The following is a 1,146-nucleotide window of genomic DNA, read 5'->3' on the forward strand; positions in this document are numbered from 1 at the left end:
GCCGGCACGGCTAAGCCAGACATCGGTGCCTTCTGCTTTTGCCATATCCACGTCAAAGAGGGGGCCGTATTTGACCTTGAGAGCTGATATAATCTGATTGGCCAGTTCGTCTCGGTCGGTGGGGCTGAGAGCGTCTTTGTAATTAAGAGAAAGGTAAGCTACAAGAAATTCATTATTTTTTTCAAATATTTCCGGATTTTGAACCCATTTCCATCTACCCATAATTTGTGTTTTCGGCACACTATCCGGTGTATAGTAGGGATTAGGCACCGGCTCAGGCATAATATTATAGCCAATAAATTCCCACTGATTATTAGGAATATCTTGATAGGCCTGTAGTTCATTGATGAACTTATATTTACCTGAAGGTGATTTGGTTGAAAATATACCGTATTCCTTCCATATATCTTCATTGGCATCGATTTCTATACCTTCTTCATTATATAAAAAATATCTTTCTTCATTTAGTAAAACATCAAGTTCTAAATTCGCCTCTACTAATGCTTTCTGAATAGTCATAGTTGGTTTATATAAATCAATATAACTTTCAGTTCCATAAACTATCGTATTTTTAATAAGTAAAATGATTATAAAACTACTCCATATGAATAATATCCTATTTTTTATTATCTTCATTTTATATTCCACACTTGTACTGTAATTGTTCTAGATCTTTCAAGTGGAGTTCCTTTAATAATACGATCATCAACCACTGCAATTTTATAATTATCCATATAATACCATTTATATTCCTCATCCAGCAGTGTACGCCAACCATCTTTATGCTTAATATAATCGAGTATTGTATGTACATCTTCTTTTGACAATCTTCTAAGCAAAAGCCTTTCTAAATCTTTAAGCTGGTCTACAGGCTTTCCGTCTTCTGAGTATTTGATGATAACGCCTAAATGGTCATCCCATTCGTAGCTACCATGTTTGTCATAGTAGACTTTATTGCTTTCAATCATTTTTAAGTCTGCTGCAATGTTCTTCTCATCACTTTCTCTAACCGGATCTACCCATAGCTTGCCACCTTTGAAGTGATCAGCGTAATTGATCCCTCTACTTGTGTAGGGTTTTCTTGCGCTTTTGTCAATAATGCGTCTAATTACTGCCACACCCTCGGCTCTTGTTAAGGTCATCTCC

General features: G+C 36.0%; 2 protein-coding genes. Both read right to left on the reverse strand.

Annotated features, from left to right (window positions below):
* The coding region (locus AC6F8J_RS09220) for a hypothetical protein (protein ID WP_500722771.1) at positions 1-519 on the reverse strand (519 nt) is incomplete at its 3' end.
* Between the two features lie 113 nt (positions 520-632).
* Positions 633-1,146 (reverse strand): hypothetical protein (locus AC6F8J_RS09225; RefSeq protein WP_500722772.1); only part of this gene is annotated, 514 nt, incomplete at its 5' end.

This window comes from Petrocella sp., assembly GCF_059865615.1.